Genomic DNA, 21290 nt, shown 5'->3' on the forward strand with positions numbered 1-21290 from the left:
CTACACCCACCGGTCACAGATACACGGATGCCATCACTAGTAAGTGAGTAAGCCTACTAGAATCCTTTGATGAGCGGCATCATGCAATCGAGCATTCAACATTTAATCGAACGTTACCAACAGGGTGAGCGGATATTCCACGGATTGGACCTGAGCGGCTGCGACCTGAGTCACTTACAGCTGCCGGAGATTGACCTTAGTTACAGTGTCTTAAGGGAAGCGTCCTTGGTCGGCACAGATTTAACTTGGGCAATTTTGCGCGATGTTAACCTAACTAACGCTAATTTGACCCAAGCCCATCTACACCGCGCCAATCTACGGCGGGCGAACCTGACAACGGCAAATCTAAAGCAGGCCGATCTGCGGGCTGCAGATCTAAGCGGGGCGACCATTGCTAACGCAATTTTTGTAGATAGCAACCTTTGGGGCACGGTAGCTCCAGATGGAGTCAGCCCACTTCAGCGCCCATAGCAAGCGCTTACTCTACTCGAAGACGTCGGGTAATGACAATCAGACCATCTTCTCGAATCAGCAGTCCAGATACCCAGAGGTTATCGGGAGTTGTGGGGGCATCACCGAGTTTAAACAGCCCACCAGCCGATAGTAGCTCTAGGTCGATGGGACGCGGGGTAAAGAAATCTTCCGGTGTAGTCCCCTCATCTAGAGCAGCCCCTAGCAGGTAGCGCTCACCTAAAGGCTCCTGAACAATGACGTCAAATCCATAGCTACTTGCTGGTTCTACTCGTTCTGGCAAGATCACTACTACTTCTGGAGGAGTGCTATCGGAACTGAGTTGGTTGCGCTCGGATAAAACTTCTTGAGAGACGATTTTATCATTGGCAAATTGCTGGCGGGAGTGAATTACTGACTCCAAGGTGAGCTGTCGAGGGGTCGTTTGCATACCGTCGATGTAGGTCACGGTCTCAGCCACGTATCCACCCTCAACGTCTTCCCATGACTGTAGTTCGACTCGATAGTTTAGGGTGTCGTAACGTTCCCATAGCTGGGGTAATGTCGCTTGGAGGGTGTCATAGCTAAAGCCATCATTATTAGTAAACCCTTCGGCATAAAAGGCCATCACCCCGTCAATATCTTGATTATTGGACGCAGATTCAATCTGCTCTAAGGCATTGACTAGAGCTGCTGGTGCGGTTTCTGGAGGAGCTGCTTGGGCAGTCAAGCCAAATACACTCATCCCTAGGACACTCAGTGAACAGAGCGACCAGCGGCAAGGATGAATCATATGTAAATTCCTCGATAGTAATTATCTATGACAGTTATATGTCAGCCAGGGAAGCAGTAGGCAAATTAACCAAAAAGCATTAATCTTAGAGCCGACTGGTTGAACGCGATCGCAATGAAAGCACTGACCGATTCGTACCGATTCAGCGGATAATAGCTCCTGGCTAAGTTACCGCTAAATAGTACCCTATTCCGATTTTTAACTTAAGAAACAGCCATCAGACCTAAGTTTGGGGCCGCTTCCGCCAATCGGTAGTCAGGGTTTCTCACATTATGGACGACAGACGAGAAAATGGTGAAGGCAATAAGCTTTTGATTGCGGCCAGTGGTACTGGCGGCCACCTTTTTCCTGCGATCGCAACTGCCGAACATCTACCGGGGCCGATCGAGTGGTTAGGCGTCCCCGATCGACTTGAAACTGAGCTTGTCCCCAAGTGTTACCCCCTTCATACGGTTCGCATGGGTGGCGTTCAGGGCAAAGTGGGACTGGGTATCTTCAAAGTTTTATTCCAATTTGCACAGGCAACACTAACCACACGCCGATTGTTACAACAGGGCAACTTTCGGGGGGTTTTTACAACCGGGGGCTATATTGCGGCTCCTGCGATTATTGCGGCTCGCAGTCTAGGATTACCGGCAGTGCTACACGAGTCCAATGCCATGCCGGGAAAGGTAACCCGCTGGCTCAGTCGCTGGTGTTCTCTAGTGGCCATTGGCTTTAAGGAAACTCGTCAGTATCTGCCTGGGCAGACGCAGACCGTATGGGTAGGCACCCCGGTGCGATCTCAGTTTCTAGCCGACAGTCAAGCCACCCTTGAAAATTTTGACATTCCTGACAATGTCCCTGTGATCGTCGTGATTGGGGGTAGTCAGGGAGCCGTTGCCGTCAACCAACTCGTGCGAGCTGCTGCCCCAGCCTGGCTCGAAGCAGGAGCCTGGATCATTCATCAAACCGGCACCAACGATCCAGACACCGAAAGTCTAAGCCATCCCCATTATCTTCATCGACCATTCTTTGAGAATGTCGCCGCCCTATTTAAGCGAGCCACCTTAGTCATTAGTCGAGCTGGGGCTGGAACCCTAACCGAGTTAGCCATGACCCATAGCCCCTCTGTTCTAATTCCCTATCCATTTGCAGCCGACGATCACCAAGCCTACAATGCCAATGCCTTTGGTAGCGTTGGAGCTAGCAAGGTCTATCGACAAGCAGAACTCAACGGCGACACGCTACAAAAACGAGTTTTAGCCTTACTCGAAACTCCAGATGAACTAGCCTGCATGCGGGTAGCCGCCGAGGCCCTTGCAGTCAATGACAGCGCCGAGCAAGTAGCAAATTTATTACAAAAGCTAATGGAATAAATTTAGGTCGGAGGCCATCCTCTTGGCTCAGCAGTCAAAGCGCGATCAGAGATCCGGCAATACACAGCCAAAAACAACACCAAATTCAGCACATCTAGCGGGGATTGTTGCATCCCAAGCCCTTAAGTCAGTGCGTAGGTTCACTAAAGAAAAAAATGGCCTCTGACAAAACGTCAGAGGCCATAACAAGTGTCGTGATGAACCTTGGATGCTTGTCACAGCAAATGAAAAATAGGAAGCACAGTAGTATCAAACACTGTATCCTGAGACGGTCAAAGCCTTAAGCTCTAGCGTACACCGCGATAGATGAGACTGTTAGAAGTAGGCTTAGCCGGTATTGCAAGAGGCGCTCTCATGGTAAACGCACGACCCAGAAAAGAGAGTTTAGTCTGGGTTTCAACAGTTTCAATAGACTGGGTAGATGGCGTGTAGGGTACACCGAGATGAGTAAGTTGCATAAGTCAGTCCGAATAAGTGTGTGTTGAGCAGGGGAGAGGCCTAGCGCACTAGACAGCATACTGCCAGTGCTGGATACAATCAGCCAGAGACGCAAAAAACCGACAGTGTTCCGCTTGACTTGACCTTAGTATGGCTAAGCCAAATCGCTTAGGTCTTCCACTGATGGAAAAGTTATATAGTTTTTTTTCCACTATTGGAAAGAGCAGCTCACTGCAGCTTTTCATACAAAAGTATTCTCATAGCAAAGGAGGGAAGAATGGGGCTAGAGGGGTCAGAGAAATACTTGAGGTCACAAATTTCGGGGCCTCTAAGCTGTTTGCCCCTATCTTCCTCTGCATATTCTGTCAATGTCTCTATTACAGGTCACCTCGGTCAGATAGGGTACTGTTGTCAACCGCTTCAGTCGAACGCCCAAAGGGACGATATATCGAATCTGGCTGACCATTACTGAGACTAAAACGTAAAGATTCAGCCTGGGCAAGGGGTGCAAAGAAAGCTAGCACAGTTGTTAAAGCAATGGCAGTAAATACAGTACGTTTCATCTGAGGGGCTCCAGTAGTGTTATGAGGTGTGGCCGCACCGAACACTTACTAGAATGCTGAGGTAACCTGAACCTAATCTGGACAATGTCTGAAAAGGCTTTAAAACATTTCTGAAATTACCTGAGACAAGTGAGTGATTACAATCACAAAGAACAGAAATGGACGGTTATTTTATAGCCGCTGGCGCTTGCAAATTCAACTCCTGATAAAATTCAGTCTCTTCGGTCAGTATTACAGAGCCAGGCTCGGCAGGTTGGCCATTAATTTGCAACTGATAGTTTCCTTGTTCCAAACGTTCTAAGGCATAAACACCCGCATCATTCGTAACAGAAAAACGCCGAGAGCTACCATCCTCTGAAATTGCCTCAACCCGTGCGCCAGCTACAGGATTACCGCTAGCGTCTGTCACAATCCCAATAAATGTATAAGCGGGTACAAGAGGAATCGAGACCGGGGTATAGCTACCAGGCACAACTTCCACAGCCATTGCACCCGCATCTGCCTGCCAATCCAATGGGAAGCCAGCTGGATCAACGTCCAAACGATAAATACCTGGAGCTGTACGCATTAAAACACCATCATCATTAATTTCCGGTCGATAGGTTCGAATTGATTCGTTATTAAGCGCCAACAACAGATCCGCATCTTCTGTGTAGAACTCTTCTGCTTTATCTCGCTGACCATTGTTATTACGATCAAAGTAAGGTTCTACCAGAATGCCTCCCTGGGGCCTGAGAAAATCAGTGCGTCGATCACCCGGACGGAAGCCTCGCTGAGAATTGATGCTAGATACTAGCTCTAAACGGAAAGAATCATCGCTAGATGTTACAGAAACGCCTTGATATCGAGCCCTTAGCAATAAGCCGGGAACTATCGTTGTCTGGGCTGAAGCAATTACTCCAGACCCTTCACTACCAGTGGCATATCCTAACTGAGCTTCCCAGGCAAAATTACCATCGGTTGCTCGCTCTCGTGATCGGTAGCGCCATCCCGTTGACACAAGGTTGCCGCTATTTTCTTGGCTACGGGTTTCGTAATTGGTAAAGACTGAGTGCCCTGAATCAAATGCATTTGAACCGGACAAGTTATAGCTGACTTCTGATAATGTACTGACTTCATCACCGCGTGAATCAATCTCAAGATCGCCTAGATTCTGAAGGAAATTCCAACGAAAATTACCGTCTGTATTGATGGTTGTTCTAGCAAAGGTGAAGGCATCTTCACCTCCGAAGGCAACCTGTGCACCTACAGCTTCTGCTTCGCGATCGCTAGCAATACCTAGCAGTGTTACCTCAGGACTTAACTGCAAATCAACATTAAACCGACGTTCAAACCGATTGCTGATAAAGCGAGTGCTCAGATCGTCTGACGGGTCGTAGCGCACCACCGCATCCACATCCCATGTACCCTCATCATCTGCAGTCAGCACTTGGGCCGCTACCTGCAGGGGGATATCTGTCGGTTGATAAAATAATTCCCCTAAGCCTTGAAAATTCTCATCATAAACTGCGCCCACCCCTAGAGTTAGCTCTTCTGAGACCCCCCAACGGTAGGCCAGGCCGCCACGCGGCTCACCAAAATCTCCCAAAAAACTATTCCCTGCATCACGCTGCCAGCCAGCAGATGCTACCCAGGCGGATGCACCTGCTGGTAATTGACCTGCCACATCCGAAAAACTAACAACACGCACCTCTGGCAAATCAGTCAGACGACCGTTGGGATATAGCAACACCTGATAGTTGCGGCTCAAGATATCGCGACCAACATCCACTTCATTAAAGCGATAGAGCCCCGACGAATCAACCAGCACCTGATCAATCACTCGATTACTAAAGCCTTCAGTCAGTTGAACCAACGTTCCTGGCTCAGCTTCCCCGGTGATCATCCGCCCAATCTGGTTACCCGATTGTAACCGCTGCCCTACATCAGCAGCACCATTACGCTGATCCTTGGGATCATATCCTTGTCGCTGCACATAGGTAGCTCCCCATAAATCATTGGAACCAGCTGAATCCCAGAAAGGTCCTTGGGAACCGAGCACTAGGTCAAACCGATCGCTAGGCCGAAAGTATTGGGCTTCGGCTAAATCCCATGAGCGTGAGTCAGAAAATTCAGGCTGATCTACACTCAGATACCAACTGCCATTCCAGAGTGTTCCTACTGCGGAGAAATCTCCCTGATATGTCGTATCGCGATCGCCAATACTGACAACGTCCAACTCTTGCTCAAACGCTGTGATTGTAGATTGAGGCGCTGCTACTAACGGTAAGCCTTCTAATTGAACCTCTGATGTTCGAAATAGACGTGCCCCACGCCCTCCTACAACCCAAGGAGGATTCAATCGAACCGCGTACTCACTAATATCAAACTCAGCAACCACATTAAATTGATCCTGCAGATCTTGAACCGAGAAGACTAGGCCCAAATCATCATCAGTCCGAATGGAGTCAGGATCTAAGCGAGTCACTAAACCTGGTGAACGAATTTCCAGTTGCCCATCAGAATCCACATCCACCTGCAGACGCAACGCCTGAACCACAACATCGTAAGGAATTAACCAATTACTAAAATCAATCGCATCCGAACCATCAATTTTTCCTTTGACTAGCTCACCTGGTAAAACACTGCGCTCGTTAACATTAATCCCGACAGGAAAAACATCAAATACCTCACTCTGGGACAGTCTCTCATCCGCTTCTACAGCGTCATTTTCAGCAGTCGCGTTGGGTGCATTAAGCTCAACAGTTTCTCCCTCCTCAAGATTTTTGAGTTCCTCGGCCCCTTCTACAGTCTCAGTGTCAGCTAAGACAGTTTCATCTGATGGCTCCGTCAGTTGCTCCTCAGGCTCAAGGAACCCAGAATCAACAACATTCAAGGTATTTTTTAATAGCTCAGACTCCTGCTGCTCAGACTCAAGAGAGTCTAAAAGAGATTCAGAAACATTAACCTCTGCAACACCTATTTCCGCAACGCCATCAGCGGGCGACACACCAGAATCTTCAATAATCTCATTAGCCACAACTCCACCTAAAGAGTTATCAACTGCACCACCGTCTGTTTGTTCAGCTCCTGACAACAAAACCTCAGCAAACTCAGGCCGTTGTAGCATTTGTTCATCTTTAGGACTAAAAGAGACTGCAGGTTCTAGATTACGAGTCCGAGCAAATAACGGTTGTGGCATCTCCTGCTTACCTACATGAAGTGAGGCTACATCGGGTGACGTTACAGGCGGTGTCACCACAGTTGTTATTTCCGGCAAAGCCTGATCTGTAACCTCCAAGTTAGAGTCTAGCTTCGGCAGCGATAATGTTGGGGGAAGATTAGGAGCGTCAATAGGGTAGGACATGGGAACCTCACAACCAATCTGATTTCAAATAGTTTTTTCTATAGCACTCGTGAGTTAATGAAAACTTGCGTGTCGAGGCAACGCTTATACCCACTTCTTATCTGGCCATAACTCCGTAATTTACTGGAAATCACTCAAGAGATTCTTAATTAAGAAACAGGTGAGACCATCGAGGACTGGTAGCAATGATCTGATTAGCCTAGAGAAGTGAAATGGTTCCTCTACGCCTCATTTGTGTTTTTCAGTGACTTCATCACCTCAATCAGCATGACTAAACACTCACATGGCCTGAGTATTGCCAGCGCATTTTTCATGAGCGGCAGCCTGCTAACTCAAATCCAACCTGCACATGCAGAGAATGCCAACACAGACATTCTTTTTACAGGTACTGTACCTGTAACCTGTGCCTTTGAGGGGTTATCTTCTGTAGAACAATTAGACCCACAAATTGTAGTGGCTAATCGTCTAGCTAATTGTAATGAAGAGACTAGACTACATTATGAGTCAACCCATATTGAGCCTATAATTTCCCCTAGCCTCTCTGAACATACTTATCCAGATAGCAGTCGCAATCAAGAACTAGGCGTCATCACAATAACAGCACATTAAAGTAGCTAAGGGTTCACAGTGGAAACAGCATTGGGCACAGTTAAATCCACCGAAAAGGATAGTGTTTCCCAGTCATTATCGTCAGACCAAATTAATTCACCACTGAGCTGATATTGTCCAGGCCCCAAATTTGGCAAACTTTCGCCAAGATTACCCAACCCCAGAGAACGACCACCGCCGGCAATAATAGAAATAGGTTCTGTTTCTCCAGTTGCTACTTCAGTACCTGATTGGGATAGTTGCCAGTTCACCCTTGGACGTGTTGAAGCAGGACCATTATTATTGACAAGTAGTTCTAGCCGATTATCCTCTAAGTCAACGGCAGCCCCATTAACAGTTAAATTGGGTGCAATATCCCCATGGCGCACATATATCGTTGAACCAACACGCGTTTTGAGAATAACGCTGACACCTTCTTCATTGAGCGTTTCAACTAAAGTTTCAGTAAACAATACTCCTCGGTATTCACCTTCAGCCAGGCTAGGAGGCAGCTGCGCAACAAATCGAATTTTACGTGATTCAGCAGCTGGCACCTCAAGCTCGATGGGAGAGAATCGCAAATAGGGTGATAAATCATGAGGCGATGATTCTACTGTTTGAAACCCTTCTTCTTGATCATAGGTAAAGGGTTCCATGTATACTCTGGCTCGAAAAATATCCTCTGTGTCATTGGTTACTGTAATCACCCCTTGGGCTCTTCCACGCTCAGCATCTAACTCAACTACCAGAGGGGACAGACCAACTTGGGCCAGCGCAGCACCAGCCCATAACACCGAACCAGCTAAACTCAGGTTCAAGGCTTTCACCGCTGTCAAAAAACGACAACTAGATAACTTCTTTATATTAAACATGACATCAACATCCAACAAAGACCGAGAAACAGGAAAACACTACACACTCATTTTTTGACTATTGAAAAGCCAAAACAACATCCAGATTCACAGATGGATTTCTACTAATAACAAGCTAGCAATTTTCATTCACCATCCAACTAAGGAATGAGGATTTAATTAGATCCTATTTTTGCCGTACAGGCGTTCAATGGAACGCCTCTGAAGACAACATTTACTGACATCTTCTAAAAGATAGTAGACACACCCTTCGATGATGAGATTTCCATTAAACCAAAGGTTTTTCTAACCCTAAAAAATGACAACAATGTTAGCGAACTAACATACTTAGGGTTTTCTATTACATTCAAAGGTCATTTCCTACGAGTATTAAATTGGGAAACACTCTTGAGGGTTAAAAGCCTTAGGCCAATGCAGAATATCTTTCCTCCATCTCATCCAATGTAGAGGGACTCAATCACTACTACTAGAGGACAGTTGCAGTGACAGTAACTTCAAACTCATAGTCACCAGGAGTCAACAGGTCACCACCCTCACTTACTGTAAGGTCAACTTCAATCAACTCCATATCTACAGGATCATCGAATACGATAACTTCGTCATCATCATTCAGAACCGCTGTAGACTCAAATGGAGCAAGGGCAGGACCGGAAGTCTTACTGACTGTAGTAGCTTCTACCTGAGCAGCGCCATTGCAGGTCAGATAGGTATAACCTGGATAACCGCCAGGATTGGTACTAGACAGCTCAGTTGCGGGATTAGCATCGGGCGCTAGGTAACCATAGTAGGTATAGTCAAAGTTACAGTACTCTTCAACAGTTCCATAAAATGGAACATTTGTGGAAGCATCCTGTGCTTTAGCAGTAGGTGCAAGAAATACACTGCTACCGATTGCTAGAACAGATGCTAAAGCTAAGTGCCGAATCATAATAAACCTCCAAGGAATTGGGAAAAACTTGATTAACAAAGACCTAATTAAAAGCCATTTTTTTAGAAATGACTATTTTTAAAGGTCTGATAAAGATTACTTAATGGATATCTCTTCTCCGGAAAAACACAGAGATTAAAATATTAAGAAAAAACCACAAAATACGATATAAAATTATTAATTTATAGACAGCAAAAATTGTGACAATTGTCTTAAAAACTGTCATCTTAAATATTAAACCTATTCAGGAATCACTCTGAAATGGTTATATGCATTAAGGACTCAGAGGTTGTCTCATACTTAATGAGGCCTCAACAATTGCTTTTATAATGTTTAGCAATCAGGGTTGAAGATAATGTATGGTCGAGCCAACCATTAGTGTGAAGACAACCATTAGTGAGCAGCATTTAAATCAGATAGCTGCTCAATCAATAGGGTATTTCACCCTATTGATTAGCCTCCAATAACTATTAAGTAGATAGCCGAAAGTAAACGTCCCTAACACCGCTGGTTTCGACTCCGCTCAACCAGCTAATTTAGAGAAATGAGGGCTGAGCGGAGTCGTTCGCGAAGCGTCTCCTACGGAGATAGCCCAGATTGATGGATAGTTTTGCTTATTCACTTAGCAGTTAGGGCGCAACTGTGAGCGTCACCTTGTACGTGTAGGTTCCTGGTGGAAACCCTAGACGCGTATCTTCCGCTGTTACTCTCATATCCACCTGCAATGGAATATCAACTCCTGCCGGAATCGCTAGAGGCGTACTATTGGATGTTGTATTACCGACGTTAGAATCAACAAACGCCTCAGCCAAAGACAACACGACACTTGGACCACCCACCTGAGTCGGTTCATTCACGATGAGTTGGGTATCTGCATTGCACTTTAGATTAACTTGACCAGGTAAGCCTCCTGAAGCCAGACTACTGAGGACTTCAGCAATGGGAGTGCCAACTGGCACAAGACGCCCAGGATCTGGCGTATCAAATGTGCACGTCGTCTGTACTACTCCTGTAAAGGGAATATCAACTGAAGGGGAGGCATTCGGAGCTCCAGCACCAAAGGGAATATCTGCTGAACTGTTATTAATGCTAGGAGAGCTAACTTGCGCTAGTGCACTTGTAGAGAATAATGCAGATAACATCATTAATGATGATGAGGCACCCACAAGACTACTAGTTACGGTCGAAACTGTTAGGCGATATGTTGGACTTTCCATCACACTCTTTAGATTTACTAAACTGTTGCTAGACATATTGTTCTACACCTGATGGTTGGTCATAGACATAGCCGTAATTCAGCACACCTTCGAAAGGTTGTCGCAGTGAGCTCACTGTGATGTAGCATCATCGTGACTTATATTGAATAGCCATATCCATGAAATATCTCAAACAGATAGATGTGATCGCAACCCACCCTAAATTGTTCAGAGTCGGTATTATCAGCATACCGAGAGCTCATGTTCAGATCTAAAAACATTTTAATGAGCGCAATTCTTCGCTCTACATCAGCTCAATCAATAAAGCTGACTGCTAAACAGCTTAATCAGTTAATACAGTAAACATATAGTTGTAGTTGCCTACAACAAAACTCTCAGGTCGAATCACTCGCATATTAATTTCGACCTGGGTAAATCCAGGCGGTAATGCTAAGCGGTCGCCAGCATCACCCTGACGACCGCCTGCATTGACTTGTATCTTGTGATGTGTGCCAGATGGATCGGAAGATGGACCAGAAGCAAGGCTTGCTGAGAGTACCTGCAGGTTGACCGGCTCATCACTCCAAATTTCAAGGACAGCAGGAGCTACTGTCTCTAAAACTTGTTGATCATAAGGATCGATTTCTAAAACGCCACTGTTAATCAGCCGAATCGTAGACTCTGCATAGGCTGGAGAGAGTATGCCTAAAAAAGGTGCTAAAAAAACAGCAGCCAAAGGGAACACAATGCGTAACATGACAAATCCTCAGGGAATATTGGCTGATGGGATTTACTGGTTTGGTGCTCTGTCTAGAAAATTGAACAATCTGGCAATCTATACTGACCTTTAAAGGCATGTATAGACTGGAAGCAATCAAACTAACAGACAGACAGGTTTCTAGCCGTTATCTAACTTGTTACTGTAAAGAACTAATGGTAATCCGTAGTACTACATGCTCGCTGTTCATTCATACGTGATTGAAATCACACATCAGGAATTACGGAGATTGATTGTAATATTTGGCAACTATACCGCAGTCAGACCTAAGTATAATCCCTGTGACCTCAGTGCAATTTCTATTGTGATCTCTGTATTTATAGGCTTTACGGATAGTTTCCTAAAAAATTGAGCGAATTTACTTGTAGTACATTAAGGATATCCAATCATCTCTGGATAAACACTAACCAAAAGTCTGATATGGTGCGTCAACATTAAGATGATCACGACATAGGGGTGAGGAAAATGAAGCGATGAGCACTCCTAGGACTTGTCCTTCTTCCAGAATCCAGCGGGCGATTGGTTGAGGTGGGTAAGGCTGCGACAACTGACACATGGAAGACAGCACCTCAAGCAGATCGGGTGGGTGGCTGTTTACAGGCTGCATAACTGGGGCAGGGGAGAGCATAAATGAGGTGTGACGCCGTTGCTGTTCTAAGTTAAGAATACATTTTTACCTTAACCTGTTACAGAATCAGGCTAGTGATCCTGGCTATACAATCATGTGTTTTATATCACTCAAGCCATGGCGTGGTTACTGAGTTCAAACAGCAGAATGGATGGATTGCAATCACTCCATCCATTCTGCTGCATTCATCTTAGAGGTGTATTCCGACACCATGTTTAAACTAAATGCCGACAACGGCATTCGATATTGCACTTACGAAAAATATTTTTCATATGTTTTTTGACCGTATTGAGTGCAATGATCAGCTCATCGCTCACCTCACGGTAGGAAAGCCCCTGCAGATAGAGTGTCCAGACTTCAGTCTCTCGCTCAGTCAAATCGTATCGATAGGCATCAGCTGTTGCTCGATGCTGAGCAATTTGAGTGAGATCTTCAATCGTGACCAACATACATTTTGTTGGCTGGTCTGTTAAATCAATCCACTCTACATTGAGATAGAAACGAATGCCTCCGGGTAGAAACGCTGTATCATAAAGCTGCAATGTGTAGTCGGGAAATTCATCACAGCTCTCACTTAGATACTGGCAAAGCGTCGTTATCTGCTCAGGTATGGTGGTTGCAACAGACTGGCGATCAATCACTCCAAATGCTTGACTCTTCGCACCTTTATGCAAAAGTGTACAAAATTCATCCGCTTTGGTCGTACTACGTAATAGATGCCCCGCTGCGTCAAACAAGATAAAACCTCGAAACGGAAAGAATTGTCCTAGCAGTATTTCAAAAATCAGATCTAAGTCGTGAGTACTGGCTTTTGCTGATTTTGAGCTTTGAGTGGATGGGTTCTGGCAGACCTCATCCATGGGGATTGACAGGTTGCTTAAGGTACTGAGCGCCATGGTTCTGTTTGAAGATGGGGGAACAAGTGATGAGTGGTCACTAATACCTCAATATTTAGAGGGCGGACTTCGGTATTGTTGAGTTCAACTCATCACACTCCTAACCTACGCAATCTGGCTGAACAGTGACGACGAGGAAGCTGTAGCGATCGCAAACTCACAGCAGCCAGGATTAAAGCCATGATGGGTGTTCAAGCGAATAGTGGCACCCCATAGGAGCATGAGCTAGCATCAAGCAGGGTGAAGTAGGGGTGAAGCAAATTCTGAGTCCCCTTTTTCATGGCATAAAGGAGCATCGTCACTATGAATCAAGGACCAAAACCAAATGATGTAGAAGAGTGGTTTCCGCTAGCCATACAAAACCAATACATCGAACATATTGTTCATCAGCCAGGTTTAAGGATAACTCGAAGACAGGCTACCTACTTCGTCCGCCTCTGGGGCTACGGCTATCTGATACAACGGGGCATAAACCATGCTCCGATTACTCACCTCAATCGCCAAATTGATAGCTTCTACTGCTCCCACAGCGATGCAGCTGACTTATTTTATACCCAAACCCAAGGAACCCCCAGGGCAGCTGGACAAATGTTGGATAAGCTCGCTTCTAAAACGCTACTGAGACGGGGTGAAGCTGATGGTGTAGCTACGCGGGTTAGCTTGAACATTCCCCAAAATTTTGAGCTGCCTGAGGAGGAGAAGGATGACTCTTTTTATCCCGACAATTTTGATCCTCGCAACGATGCTACACTTGTTGCCAACATCTTGGAAAAACTCTATAGCTATGACCCAGAGCGCCCTGAATCAATGTTGCACAACATCAAACGGGGCATCCGCCAGTGGGCTCGACAATATCCTGATGGCCTCAGAGTATTAAGACGCATGTCCACCAAAGAACCGGTCGGATTCGCTGCCTTTTTACCCGCTCATCCTGATTCAGAAGAGAAATTTGATCTCTCTCCAAGTCGAAGTTTGCACTTAAGTCGGCTAGATGTAAGAGAAGAAGATCCGATAAAAGTCGCTACTAAAGGAGACCCTGACTGTTACACAGTATTTGTTCGTAGTTGGCAAATTGAACTGAATGTTTGGACCTATGAGACTGCCTGTGAATTTATAGAAGATTCTCGGATCACATTGAAAAAAATTCGAGACGATTTCCCTAATCTGAGTGATATCTATACGATTGCAATTCATCCTCTCTCAGAAGACTTTGCTCTCACCCTTGGCTTTCGCATGACCAAAGCCGATCCTGATTCTTCATTGCGCTGGCTTTATATGCCTTTGGATCGATTTCTCGACCTAGATTACGAAGATGTATTACTCAATTTTGATTACAGTCATCGTTATAGCTAAGGGCACTACCACACCCAAGTTTTGTGTGGTTAACCACACACCACAACGCAGCATGGCCCCTTTAAAATCAAGCTGGTTATATATTTAAGCATTTATGAATCGACCTAAACCGCCCTCTTCTCGGCCATTGCTGAATCAAAGAGCCAAGTCACAACCACCTAATGACAAGCTGAGGTCTTTCCGTCCATTGCCTTATCACATTGCCCTTAGCCAGGCTGCCCGGTTAGAAGCTTGGACGCAAGAAGTAGACGGGATCAGCTGGCTAGCCGAAGCAGTCGACAGTAGTGATTTTGATCCAAGATTGATGGACGATAGGGACTAGTATCCGATGGCAGAAATTTAGCAGATATTTCATCCACCCATCCACATTTGATGGTGGGCAAACTTACGCCATAGAGTACTAGAGAGTTATTATCTGGTTGCTTAATCGATTAAATCACTGGGGCTACCAGGATAGAAGCTATTCGATAAAGCCTGCGATGAGGTGTAGGGAGCAATTTCTGGAAATTTTCCCTTAGCAAGATTAGTTTCTTTAACAGCAAGCTGTACACCTTTTGCATAGGCTTTTTGAAAAGCTGCCGCAATGTAGGGCTGCAAACTTGGATTGTCATCTAACAAATCGGCGATATCTAAGCGTTGAATTCGAATAGTTGCCAGCCAGCTACGACTTCGCTTCTCAGGCTGATATTGCCATTTGAGCAGGTGCGCCAGCAGGATCGCCAGACGATTGCGCAGTTCCTGACGTTGCTGCCGCCCCAATGATTCAATCTCCTCGATCACATTAGCAACATCAACCCGGTGCCATTGCCCTTGTCGCATTAGCTGGGCTTGGTATTGAGTCCAGGCATAAAAATCAGTCTCATAAAGAGACTCAGTCAGCTTTGAAGGTAGTGGGGACAAGGGCACACCTCGATTTTTATCAGGCAGCAGAGCTAGTTTAATTCTAGCCCTGCTGCCCAGCATTCGTTCAAATGTGTGCTTTATGCTTCAGAACGTAGCTTTTCTAGGACGCTTTGGTCTTCCATAGTGGTAGCGTCACCGACGAGTTCTTCACCGCTAGCCAGGTTACGAAGAAAACGGCGGATGATCTTACCGGAGCGGGTTTTGGGTAGACCATCGGCAAATCGGATTGCACCAGGTCGTGCGATCGCACCAATCTCTTTAACCACATGCTGCTTTAGCTCAGCCTCAAGGTCATCGCTGGCGGTGTAAGTACCTTCCAAAATCACAAAGGCAAAGACATCTTCACCTTTGATCTCATCCTTACGACCGACAACTGCCGCTTCGGCCACAGCTGGGTGCGACACCAGCGCCGACTCAATTTCCATAGTGCCTAAGCGGTGCCCCGACACATTCAGCACATCGTCGGTACGGCCCATAATCCAGAAGTAGCCATCTTCGTCCTTGCGGGCACCGTCTCCAGCAAAGTAAACATACTTACCATCCTTAGGGGGAATGTGCTCCCAGTAAGTGCGACGGAAACGAGCATCATCACCGTAAACAGTACGCATCATGCTGGGCCAGGGATGCCTGACCACCAGATAACCACCTTGGTTAGCACCGACTGAGTTACCGTCAGCATCGACAATATCGGCCAGGATGCCGGGGAATGGTTTAGTGGCTGAACCGGGTTTGGTTGCGATCGCACCCGGCAGTGGCGTAATCATAAAACCGCCGGTCTCCGTCTGCCACCAAGTATCAATAATCGGGCACTTTTCGCCACCAATCACCTTGTGATACCAGATCCATGCCTCAGGGTTAATGGGCTCACCGACGGTCCCAAGAATCCTCAAAGAAGACAGATCGCGAGCATTGGGATGCTGATCCCCCATTTTGAGAAAGGCACGAATGGCCGTAGGAGCGGTGTAGAAAATGGTGACCTTGTACTTCTGCACTACATCCCAGAAACAACCAGGATTAGAAGCACGGGGTGCGCCCTCATACATCACACTAGTGGCACCGTTAGACAGGGGACCATACACAATGTAACTATGCCCCGTAATCCAGCCCACGTCTGCCGTACACCAGTAAATATCGTCTTCTTTAATGTCGAAGGCCCACTTAAAAGTCATGTGGGTGTAGAGGTTATAGCCCCCGGTGGTATGGACCACGCCTTTGGGCTTACCAGTAGTGCCGCTGGTGTAGAGAATAAACAGCAGGTCTTCACTGTCCATAGGTTCAGCTGCACACTCAGTGGAAGCACCGGGCTTGACATCATGCCACCAGACATCGCGACCATCGGTCCACTCCACATCCTGCTTGGTGCGCTGCACCACTAGCACATTAGTTACAGTGGGTACCGCATTATCCGCCAGGGCCGCATCCACAGCAGACTTGAGGGGCATGGCCTTATCTTTGCGGAAGCCACCGTCAGCGGTGATCACTACCTTGGCCTCGGCATCATTGAGGCGATCGCGCAGAGCTTCGGAACTAAAACCACCAAAGACAACGGTGTGAGCCGCACCGATACGGGCACAAGCCAGCATTGCGATCGCAGCCTCTGGAATCATCGGCATATAGATACCGACGCGGTCACCCTTCGCCACGCCCATGTCCTTGAGCACATTAGCCATCTGGCATACTTCACCATGCAACTCAGCATAGGTGAGGGTGCGGGCATCCCCCGGTTCGCCTTCCCAAACCAGCGCCGGCTTATCTCGACGGTGGGTATCCAGGTGACGATCAAGGCAGTTGTAGGAAATATTGAGCTGGCCACCGACAAACCATTTAGCAAAAGGAGGCTGCCAATCAAGAACGGTATCCCATTTTTTGAACCAGTGGAGTTCCTGCTCAGCTAGCTCAGCCCAAAATGCAGCTGGATCAGCCGCTGCCTTATCGTAGAGAGCCTGATATTGATCAGCGCCAGAGATAATGGCACTGTTAGCGAAATCAGCAGGAGGCTCAAACAATCGCTGCTCGTGCAGAATCGATTCGATAGCAGGCTGTGAGTTAGTGGATTGTGCCATAGTGTCGTCTTACTAGCGTTTCTAGATGCGGTCCATTGAAGGCTATAGGTTGCAAACGCAGCCAGGCCGAAACCGCCCATGTTTCTCAATATTTTTCGACGTAATGGGATCCAGAATTCATTTTGGTTGAAAAACGTAAATTAAAAGTAAGAGGCGAAGAAAAAGTTCCTGCCAAAGAATAATAACGATTTGACATTTTGTTATGTTCTGCCCTTAGGGCGCTGAACTATGTACATCCAAAACTGTTATTGCGGTTATTGGCTTTAACAACAAATTTGTTGTCTATTAAAGACTATCAAGATTCGCCTCTAATCATCTAAAAGACCACCGGATTTCGGTAGATTAGTTAAGGCATTTAAGATGCAAAAGTTACCTACCCCATATTCAGCTTATCTGCAGTTTCCAGACAACAACGCTCTCTAGTCTTAGGTATCAGCGCTATGTCTCAAGTTACTAACCTGCTCCAAAACTACGATCTTGGCCAAAGAGATTTTTCTGGCTTATCTTTAGCAAATGCCAGCCTTAGCCATGCAGATCTCAAAGGGTCAGACCTTAGCTATAGCGATTTGAGTAACGTCGATCTAAGCAAGGCAAACTTGCGTGGCGTTGATCTGAGTTATGCCAAACTCAGCCAGGTCGACTTACACCATGCAGATTTACGTGGAGCGATGCTAATTGGTACTGATCTACGAGAGACCAGTTTAAACGATGCCAACCTGCAAGATGCCGACTATATCCCCGGAACAACACGATTCCCTAACGAATTTGATCCAAGTCAGGCAAACATGTGCCCTGTTGAAATTGAAGCGAAATAACCGCCCTCTTTTTATATCGTCATGGTTGCCACTTTAGCATCACCTCCAACAACCTCTATCCACTTGCCAGACCTGATCCAATATCCTGCATCAGGTGTCTATAGTCGTATTCTTGCAAGAGATGCTGTTTGTCGAAGTAGCTTATTCTGTCTCACCGCAGGCACGGAAATTGATAAACATACAGCTCCACATAACGCCACTATTCACATTGTTGAAGGAGCTGGAAAACTGACTTTTCAAAATGAGGCACGTTTTTTAGAAGCAGGACGATTTATTACCGTACCGGCCCAGATTCCCTATGCGATCAAGGCTTTGTCAAACATGACTTTTGTCCTAACTCATTCTGTCAACATTTAACAGCCAGCAGTTAATTAGCGCCCTTACAGGCTAGCCAGACCTGAAGCTCACCCATTTAACCCAGTCACAGTCCAAGCCGTAGCCGTAGGTGCAGTGATCACCTACGGCTTTAAGCTAGAAGCAGTCAAAAAACCTCAATCCAGAATAGTCATCACCGGCATCATGCAACTGCTGCAGAAAGGTACCCCTATGGGTAACTCGGGCATAGGCATTGAGGAATACAATGCTTTTATAAGCTGTACAGCCTTGATGATGAAGTTTCCGTATTTTGGCTTAAGGATCTAGACCAATTGAACAACTGTCTGCTAAAAATCCGGAGTTTTTACACAGATACTACATTAGGCATAATAAAAGCGAACAGCCATAATCCAATGATATGCGCCAGCTTAGGAAGTCATCCTCCCAGTAATTAAGCTGATCAATCAGATCTACCAATATTTTGCAGGAGATAATGCAATGTCCCCCGTCTTCTTTATTTCATTGCCGTTTGTATTACTCTTTCTCATGTCTCACGGTGCTGGCGCACATCAACCCACCCAAGCAAAAAAGCCTCAGGCATCCGAATATGAAGATGGTGATATCATCATTATTCGAAAACAGTCCAAAAAGAAGTCTTAAAAGGGTTACCTTTCACAATAGAGAATAGCAGCGAAGAAAAGTGTTAAACACTTTCTCAGCCACAACTCTCCTTTAAGAAATCCCCTGGCTTAACTGCCAGGGGATATTATCTGTGCTGTATCGAACGCTGAAGACTCTTTAAATAGTGTAACGAGATCTTTGATAGGTCAGTTGAATGCCTAGGTTGGGTGCTTGTGCATGGCCTTGCTGTAGCTAAAAAAACACGCCACGATAAATCTTCTCAGGCTGCAGAACTGTTTCCAGGTTAAGGATTTCACCGATGGGTAGTAGCTAATGCCGCGATAGGTTAAATACATGGTAGATGCCCCCTGAATGACAGTGTGTCGAGCACTGTATTTTGCTCTGAATTAAGCAACAGGATCTGCTTCTAGAATTCCAGTTCAATATTTGTGATCTTGATCATTACATCTATTACATAAGCTCACTCAACTATCAGCCACATCAACTCAATAAAAAAAGCTCCCACTGATAACAGTAGGAGCCATGCTGTGTTGTATCTCTGTTGAGAGGAAGAAGTAATAGCGCAGTCTGAACCGCTCCTAAAAGAACTCAGAGCTTTGGAGATTATGCCAGGAACCCTAGTCTCTTACCATTGTCTCGGGCAAGGCGAATCAAATTCTGACGCTCTGTGCGGTCAACACCAAACCAGTTGCAAACTGTTGTGATTACTTTTGAATGCAGGGCGATAACCTTACCACGCATTTGATTAAACTCACGCTTGCCAAACTGACTACGAAGCAAAATTACAAGAGGTGCAAACATGGGGGGCTCCTTGAAAATAAGTGTTGAGACGGTTTTCTGAGCCGTTACTTCAAGAGGATTGAAGGCAGTGATAGCAGTAACGCTCTGCAACCTATGTAAACAATAGTAACGCAATGTAACGATAACGTTACAACGTATTGCATTTATTTTTCTTATATGGGTTATTTGGAGCTCGCGCTTGGAAAGTAGAACATACAGCAGCACCCCCCAATAGCTGTGATGGAGAAGGATAGCGAAATTGAACTGTAGCCGATGGGACGGTTGCAGCCTTGAGTGCGGATGGAATTAGTGATGAGTAGCAAGGGCGAATGCGTTGAGAGAGCGATCGCATCCCGAAACACAAGCAACGTAAAACAAAGCTGGCTACCCTGACGTTTACCTATCAATTCAGACTAGATTTGACCGCCCAGCCCTTCACAACCAAGTGCTGTTTAGCTCTGTTAATAGCCCCCGTCATCATCTCGCCACCACCCATGTAGTCCGAACTAAGACACAGTGAGCAGAATATTGGAATTCCCAATGTTATCAAGATCACTTGACAATCGAGAAGCAAACGGTAACAATAGATACAGAAATAGTTTCGTTCATCCAAAGCCTATGGCTTTTGCCAGGTTTAGGACGGAAGTAGGTAGCGGCTCAGCTGTTACGCGAAGGAACGTACCTCAGTTACTAGAAACTTTATTGTCTCTTGAGGAAACGAATCCAATGACTTTTGATCACATTAACAACTCAATCCCTGTTGCGAAGCAAGGTCGTCTGCTTGGTCAGCTGAATCGTCAGCACAACCGTCAGCGTCAGCAATCTATGCTCATGCGTTCTATTCAAAACATTGAGCAAAGCAAGTCTATTTAGACTAATCGAATAGACCGTTTATTGACCGACATTACAAAATTAAAAGCCCAATGGGAGGTGCCAGATGAGCTCTCCCATTGGGCTTTTTAACATTTACCTTGAACGATGCTCCCCGGAGCCTTACCTAAAATGTAGAGGTTCTCTTTGCAGAAGGACCCAAGCAGTAGCTGAAAAGACTATATAAAGGTACCCCTATGGGTACTGCCTAACCATGTATAATTTTACACAATTAATAAATAAGCTTAGAGCAATGCAATCCCTATAAGAGCGTTAATCGCAGTTTGAAGATTTCCAATTTGGCCTGTGATTTCCACTACAGAACCAAGGGACTCTTTTACTTCGCGAAATAATGCCTTAAGGGTAAACTTGTTAGGTTTTTCCATTTGTGTTCCCTTATGCACTTCCTCAGATAGTGTTTGAATTAGTTGAATAATGTCATCCTTATCTTGAATCGCAGATTGATGTAATTCAATAGCAGCAACTAACTCTTGAAGGGCAGCCTCAAAATCTTCTTGGGCTGATTTCCCAGCGTTTTCTGATGCACTGTGAATTTCTGACTGAGAATTCTCAACCTTTGCACCTTTGCCAACGGCGACATTACCAATGTTTATTTTGGCATCGCCAGAAATAATAAACCCATGATTTTCTGAGGCCATCATTACGCTTTCCTAGATCGAGACCTATCTAACAACATTTAGCCTATAGTATCTTA

At 45.9% G+C, this 21290-nt stretch carries 22 protein-coding genes and 1 riboswitch; of the genes, 9 read left to right on the forward strand and 13 right to left on the reverse strand.

Annotation, left to right across the window (positions count from 1 at the left end):
* Positions 1-81 precede the first annotated feature (81 nt).
* Positions 82-471 (forward strand): pentapeptide repeat-containing protein, encoded by a 390-nt coding sequence (locus N836_RS71990; RefSeq protein ID WP_023077027.1) that lies wholly within the window; start codon positions 82-84, stop codon positions 469-471.
* Between the two features lie 7 nt (positions 472-478).
* Here N836_RS71990 and N836_RS71995 read toward each other — a convergent pair whose 3' ends face one another.
* A complete protein-coding gene (locus tag N836_RS71995; RefSeq protein WP_031294778.1) occupies positions 479-1243 on the reverse strand; it encodes a nuclear transport factor 2 family protein in 765 nt (254 codons plus the stop codon).
* Between the two features lie 272 nt (positions 1244-1515).
* On the opposite strand from N836_RS71995, the gene murG reads away from it, so the two are divergent.
* Positions 1516-2601 carry an undecaprenyldiphospho-muramoylpentapeptide beta-N-acetylglucosaminyltransferase gene (murG, locus tag N836_RS72000; protein ID WP_023077029.1) on the forward strand — a complete coding sequence of 362 codons (1086 nt, stop codon included), beginning with the start codon at positions 1516-1518 and terminating at the stop codon, positions 2599-2601.
* A gap of 287 nt (positions 2602-2888) precedes the next feature.
* On the opposite strand, the gene N836_RS75080 is transcribed toward murG, so the two are convergent.
* From N836_RS75080 to N836_RS0139950, 3 genes are all read right to left on the reverse strand, one after another.
* The gene (locus N836_RS75080) at positions 2889-3059 is read right to left on the reverse strand and encodes a DUF4278 domain-containing protein (RefSeq protein WP_081717030.1); all 171 of its coding nucleotides are present in this window, start codon (positions 3057-3059) and stop codon (positions 2889-2891) included.
* A 357-nt stretch (positions 3060-3416) separates the two neighbouring features.
* Positions 3417-3602, reverse strand: coding sequence for a hypothetical protein (locus N836_RS72005; RefSeq protein ID WP_023077030.1), 186 nt, complete (start codon positions 3600-3602; stop codon positions 3417-3419).
* Between the two features lie 166 nt (positions 3603-3768).
* Complete coding sequence (locus N836_RS0139950; protein WP_023077031.1) at positions 3769-6948, reverse strand: carboxypeptidase-like regulatory domain-containing protein; 3180 nt, start codon at positions 6946-6948, stop codon at positions 3769-3771.
* 267 nt (positions 6949-7215) lie between these two features.
* On the opposite strand from N836_RS0139950, the gene N836_RS72010 reads away from it, so the two are divergent.
* Positions 7216-7557 (forward strand): hypothetical protein, encoded by a 342-nt coding sequence (locus tag N836_RS72010; protein ID WP_023077032.1) that lies wholly within the window; start codon positions 7216-7218, stop codon positions 7555-7557.
* 5 nt (positions 7558-7562) lie between these two features.
* On the opposite strand, the gene N836_RS72015 is transcribed toward N836_RS72010, so the two are convergent.
* From N836_RS72015 to N836_RS74080, 5 genes are all read right to left on the reverse strand, one after another.
* The gene (locus tag N836_RS72015) at positions 7563-8408 is read right to left on the reverse strand and encodes a hypothetical protein (protein ID WP_023077033.1); all 846 of its coding nucleotides are present in this window, start codon (positions 8406-8408) and stop codon (positions 7563-7565) included.
* A 466-nt stretch (positions 8409-8874) separates the two neighbouring features.
* Positions 8875-9336, reverse strand: a complete 462-nt coding sequence (locus tag N836_RS72020) for a hypothetical protein (RefSeq protein WP_023077034.1) — start codon at positions 9334-9336, stop codon at positions 8875-8877.
* Between the two features lie 629 nt (positions 9337-9965).
* A complete protein-coding gene (locus N836_RS72025; RefSeq protein ID WP_152532317.1) occupies positions 9966-10481 on the reverse strand; it encodes a hypothetical protein in 516 nt (171 codons plus the stop codon).
* 394 nt (positions 10482-10875) lie between these two features.
* A complete protein-coding gene (locus N836_RS74075) occupies positions 10876-11289 on the reverse strand; it encodes a hypothetical protein (RefSeq protein ID WP_023077036.1) in 414 nt (137 codons plus the stop codon).
* 864 nt (positions 11290-12153) lie between these two features.
* Positions 12154-12798: a helix-turn-helix transcriptional regulator gene (locus N836_RS74080; protein ID WP_161635067.1), complete on the reverse strand. Its 645-nt coding sequence runs from the start codon at positions 12796-12798 to the stop codon at positions 12154-12156.
* A 339-nt stretch (positions 12799-13137) separates the two neighbouring features.
* On the opposite strand from N836_RS74080, the gene N836_RS72035 reads away from it, so the two are divergent.
* The gene (locus N836_RS72035; protein WP_023077038.1) at positions 13138-14187 is read left to right on the forward strand and encodes a hypothetical protein; all 1050 of its coding nucleotides are present in this window, start codon (positions 13138-13140) and stop codon (positions 14185-14187) included.
* Between the two features lie 94 nt (positions 14188-14281).
* Positions 14282-14509, forward strand: coding sequence for a hypothetical protein (locus N836_RS72040; protein ID WP_023077039.1), 228 nt, complete (start codon positions 14282-14284; stop codon positions 14507-14509).
* 101 nt (positions 14510-14610) lie between these two features.
* On the opposite strand, the gene N836_RS72045 is transcribed toward N836_RS72040, so the two are convergent.
* Together N836_RS72045 and acs are read right to left on the reverse strand one after the other, a co-directional pair.
* Positions 14611-15087 carry a DUF29 domain-containing protein gene (locus N836_RS72045; RefSeq protein ID WP_031294793.1) on the reverse strand — a complete coding sequence of 159 codons (477 nt, stop codon included), beginning with the start codon at positions 15085-15087 and terminating at the stop codon, positions 14611-14613.
* Between the two features lie 80 nt (positions 15088-15167).
* Positions 15168-17153 carry an acetate--CoA ligase gene (gene acs, locus N836_RS72050; RefSeq protein WP_023077041.1) on the reverse strand — a complete coding sequence of 662 codons (1986 nt, stop codon included), beginning with the start codon at positions 17151-17153 and terminating at the stop codon, positions 15168-15170.
* A 440-nt stretch (positions 17154-17593) separates the two neighbouring features.
* On the opposite strand from acs, the gene N836_RS72055 reads away from it, so the two are divergent.
* The 3 genes from N836_RS72055 (at position 17594) to N836_RS76850 (ending at position 18943) form a co-directional block, all read left to right on the forward strand.
* Complete coding sequence (locus N836_RS72055; RefSeq protein ID WP_023077042.1) at positions 17594-17968, forward strand: pentapeptide repeat-containing protein; 375 nt, start codon at positions 17594-17596, stop codon at positions 17966-17968.
* 21 nt (positions 17969-17989) lie between these two features.
* Positions 17990-18325, forward strand: coding sequence for a cupin domain-containing protein (locus tag N836_RS72060; protein ID WP_023077043.1), 336 nt, complete (start codon positions 17990-17992; stop codon positions 18323-18325).
* Positions 18326-18781: 456 nt separating this feature from the next.
* Positions 18782-18943: a hypothetical protein gene (locus N836_RS76850; protein ID WP_023077045.1), complete on the forward strand. Its 162-nt coding sequence runs from the start codon at positions 18782-18784 to the stop codon at positions 18941-18943.
* Positions 18944-19528: 585 nt separating this feature from the next.
* On the opposite strand, the gene pgr5 is transcribed toward N836_RS76850, so the two are convergent.
* Positions 19529-19726, reverse strand: coding sequence for a cyclic electron transport protein PGR5 (gene pgr5, locus N836_RS72070; protein ID WP_023077046.1), 198 nt, complete (start codon positions 19724-19726; stop codon positions 19529-19531).
* Between the two features lie 579 nt (positions 19727-20305).
* A riboswitch (Glutamine riboswitch) is annotated at positions 20306-20388 on the forward strand.
* 43 nt (positions 20389-20431) lie between these two features.
* On the opposite strand from pgr5, the gene N836_RS76855 reads away from it, so the two are divergent.
* Entirely contained in the window at positions 20432-20578 is a 147-nt protein-coding gene (locus tag N836_RS76855; RefSeq protein ID WP_023077047.1) for a hypothetical protein, read from the forward strand.
* A 242-nt stretch (positions 20579-20820) separates the two neighbouring features.
* On the opposite strand, the gene N836_RS72075 is transcribed toward N836_RS76855, so the two are convergent.
* Entirely contained in the window at positions 20821-21237 is a 417-nt protein-coding gene (locus N836_RS72075; protein ID WP_023077048.1) for a hypothetical protein, read from the reverse strand.
* Positions 21238-21290 lie beyond the last annotated feature (53 nt).

This window comes from Leptolyngbya sp. Heron Island J (assembly GCF_000482245.1).
Classification (GTDB): Bacteria; Cyanobacteriota; Cyanobacteriia; order Phormidesmidales; family Phormidesmidaceae; genus Leptothoe.